This window comes from Celeribacter sp. ULVN23_4, assembly GCF_054788345.1.
This window is the reverse complement of the sequence record NZ_JBTVYO010000025.1, coordinates 1-697: the sequence shown is the minus strand read 5'-3', so window position 1 is coordinate 697 and position 697 is coordinate 1. Positions and strand designations below refer to the sequence as shown.

Annotated in this window: 1 protein-coding gene; it reads right to left on the bottom strand. The window is 63.7% G+C overall.

From position 1 onward, the window contains the following. The coding region (locus tag ACYBHZ_RS19315; protein ID WP_460275947.1) for an AMP-binding protein at window positions 1–697 on the bottom strand (697 nt) is incomplete at both ends.

Genomic DNA, 697 nt, shown 5'->3' with positions numbered 1-697 from the left:
AGTGTCGACGATGGGGCAGTTCCCTTTGCCGATGACCTCATTGTACCAGTTCCAGGCCTCCGGGTTGATCGGCTCGCCCACGGTGCCGAGCACTTTGAGCGAGGACAGATCGTATTTCTCGACCCATTGGTTGCCTTGCCCCATGAGGGACCGGAGTGCTGTCGGGGCGGTGTAGAATTGGTTCACCTTGTGCTTCTCGCAGACGGCCCAGAACCGGCCCGCGTCGGGGTAGGTCGGCACGCCTTCGAACATCACGGTGGTCGCGCCATTGGCGAGGGGCCCGTAGACGATGTAGCTGTGGCCGGTGACCCAGCCCACGTCGGCGGTGCACCAGAAGACGTCGCCATCGTGGTAGTCGAACACGTATTTATGGGTCAGCGCGGCATAGGCGAGATAGCCGCCGGAGCTGTGCACGACGCCTTTCGGTTTGCCGGTGGAGCCGGATGTGTAGAGGATGAAGAGCGGGTCTTCGGCATTCATCGGGCGCGGCGGGCAATCGGGGGAGGCGTGCTCCATCAGGTATTTGACGTCGACATCGCGGCCCTGAACCCAGGAAATCTGATCGCCGGTGTGCTTGACGACGAGGCAGCGGACCTTGTCGGAACAGTGCAGAAGGGCGGCGTCGGTGTTGGCCTTGAGCGGCGTGCGGCGACCTCCGCGCGGCGCGGTGTCCGAGGTGATGACCAGCTTGGCGCCA